This window comes from Arthrobacter sp. 05L45_2 (assembly GCF_056397525.1).
The window spans coordinates 1-1879 of record NZ_JBFTNO010000325.1; the positions used below are offsets into that span (position 1 = coordinate 1).

Below are 1879 nucleotides of genomic sequence, written 5' to 3' on the forward strand. Positions count from 1 at the left end.
TCCTCCACCTGGGTGTTCTCCAACCACGACGTCGTCCGGCACGCCACCCGCTACGGCCTGCCCAAGGGCGGTGGACGGCACGCCAAGGGCCAGGACGGCAAGGGCTGGCTCCTCGCCGGCGCCCCCGCCGAGGAACTCGACGTCGAACTCGGCCTGCGCCGCGCCCGCGCCGCGACCCTGCTCATGCTGGCGCTGCCCGGCTCCGCATACCTSTACCAGGGYGARGAGCTSGGCCTSCAGGAGGTYGCYGAGATCCCSGACRCCGAACGCCAGGACCCCACSTTCTTCCGCAACAAGGGCGTGGAGATCGGCCGCGACGGCTGCCGGGTGCCGCTGCCGTGGGCTGCCGAGGGGACCTCGTTCGGGTTCGGCGACGGCGGCGCCCACCTGCCGCAGCCGGCCTGGTTCGCCCGGTACGCCGTGGCCGCCCAGGACGGGAACGAAGGCTCCACCCTGGAGTTCTACCGCAAGGCCCTGAAGCTGCGCCGCGAACTGCAGGCCTCGGAAGAGCTGGAGTGGCTGGAGTCCGCCAACGCCAACGTGCTGCACTTCCGCCGCCACGACGGCTGGCAGTCCGTCACCAACTTCGGGGACGACGCCGTCGAGCTGCCCGCCGGCGAGGTGCTGGTCAGCAGCGCCCCCGTCGACGGCCGGCTGCTCCCGGGCAACACCACCGTCTGGCTGCGGTGAGCCCGCTGTCCGGGCCGGCCGTCGGAACGGCCGGAGCCGGCCCGGACCTGGCCCAGGAGCTGATCTACGGCTGCATGGGCCTGGGCGGCACCTGGGCGGCGGAGCCGTACTCGTCCGCGCATGTGGACGAGGCGGCCGCCGCCGTCGACGCAGCCCTGGCCGCCGGGATCACGCTGTTCGACCACGCCGACATCTACCGCAACGGCAAGTCCGAGGCCGTCTTCGGCGAGGTGCTTTCGCGGACCCCCGGCCTGCGGGAGCGGATCCGGCTGCAGACCAAGTGCGGGATCCGGCTCAACGAACAGGGCCTGGAGGCGTACTACGACCTGAGCCGCGAGGGCATCCTTGAGCGGGTGGAGGGCAGCCTCGCCCGGTTGAGGACCGACTACGTCGACGTGCTGATGCTGCACCGCCCGGATCCGCTGCTGGATCCGGCCGAGGTGGCCTCCGCCGTCGGACAGCTGCTCTCCGAGGGCAAGATCCGCGCCGTGGGCGTGTCCAACATGTCCGCCCCGCAGATCGAACTGCTGCAGGACCGGCTCGAGGTGCCCGTGGTGGCCAACCAGCTGGAAATGAGCCTCTCGGCCCGGGCCTGGCTGGAAAGCACCGTGCTGGTCAACCACGCGGAGGGCACTGATTACAGCTTCCCGCACGGCACCGTGGAGCACTGCGTCCGGCGCGGCATCGCTTTGCAGGCCTACGGGGCCCTGTCCCGGGGGCTCTACACCGGGGCGGCCGCGGGCTCAGACCCGAGCGCCGCGGCGGAAGCCACAGCGGTACTGGTGGCCGAAATGGCCGCAGCGGCCGGCACCACCGGCGAGGCCGTACTGCTGGGCTGGCTGATGAAGCACCCGGCCGCCATCAGCCCGGTGATCGGCAGCGCCAATCCCGACCGGATCCGTGGTTGCGCGGACGCGGCGCGGGTGGCCGCAGCCATGACGCGGGCCGAGTGGTACAGGCTCTGGATCACCGCCCGGGGCAGCAACATTCCCTAGGCAACATTCCCTAGCGACGGACGCATCCGCCGCCCGCCGCACGGGTCCCAGCGTGATTTTGGTCGTATTGGTCGCCCTTAACGGGGGTATTACTTGGCGGCGGACGGTCCCGGGCGGCTAGCGTAGAGTCATGACCTCTATCACCACCGCCGGGATTGTCCGGCCCCAGCGCAACGTCCCGGCCGAAATCGCCC

General features: G+C 71.4%; 2 protein-coding genes. Both read left to right on the forward strand.

Annotation, left to right across the window (positions count from 1 at the left end):
• On the forward strand, positions 1–690 hold a 690-nt coding region (locus tag AC1DHD_RS16045), incomplete at its 5' end, for an alpha-amylase family glycosyl hydrolase (protein WP_476880659.1).
• A gap of 5 nt (positions 691–695) precedes the next feature.
• On the forward strand, positions 696–1685 hold the full coding sequence (locus AC1DHD_RS16050) for an aldo/keto reductase (protein WP_476880660.1): 990 nt from the start codon (positions 696–698) through the stop codon (positions 1683–1685).
• Positions 1686–1879: the final 194 nt, after the last annotated feature.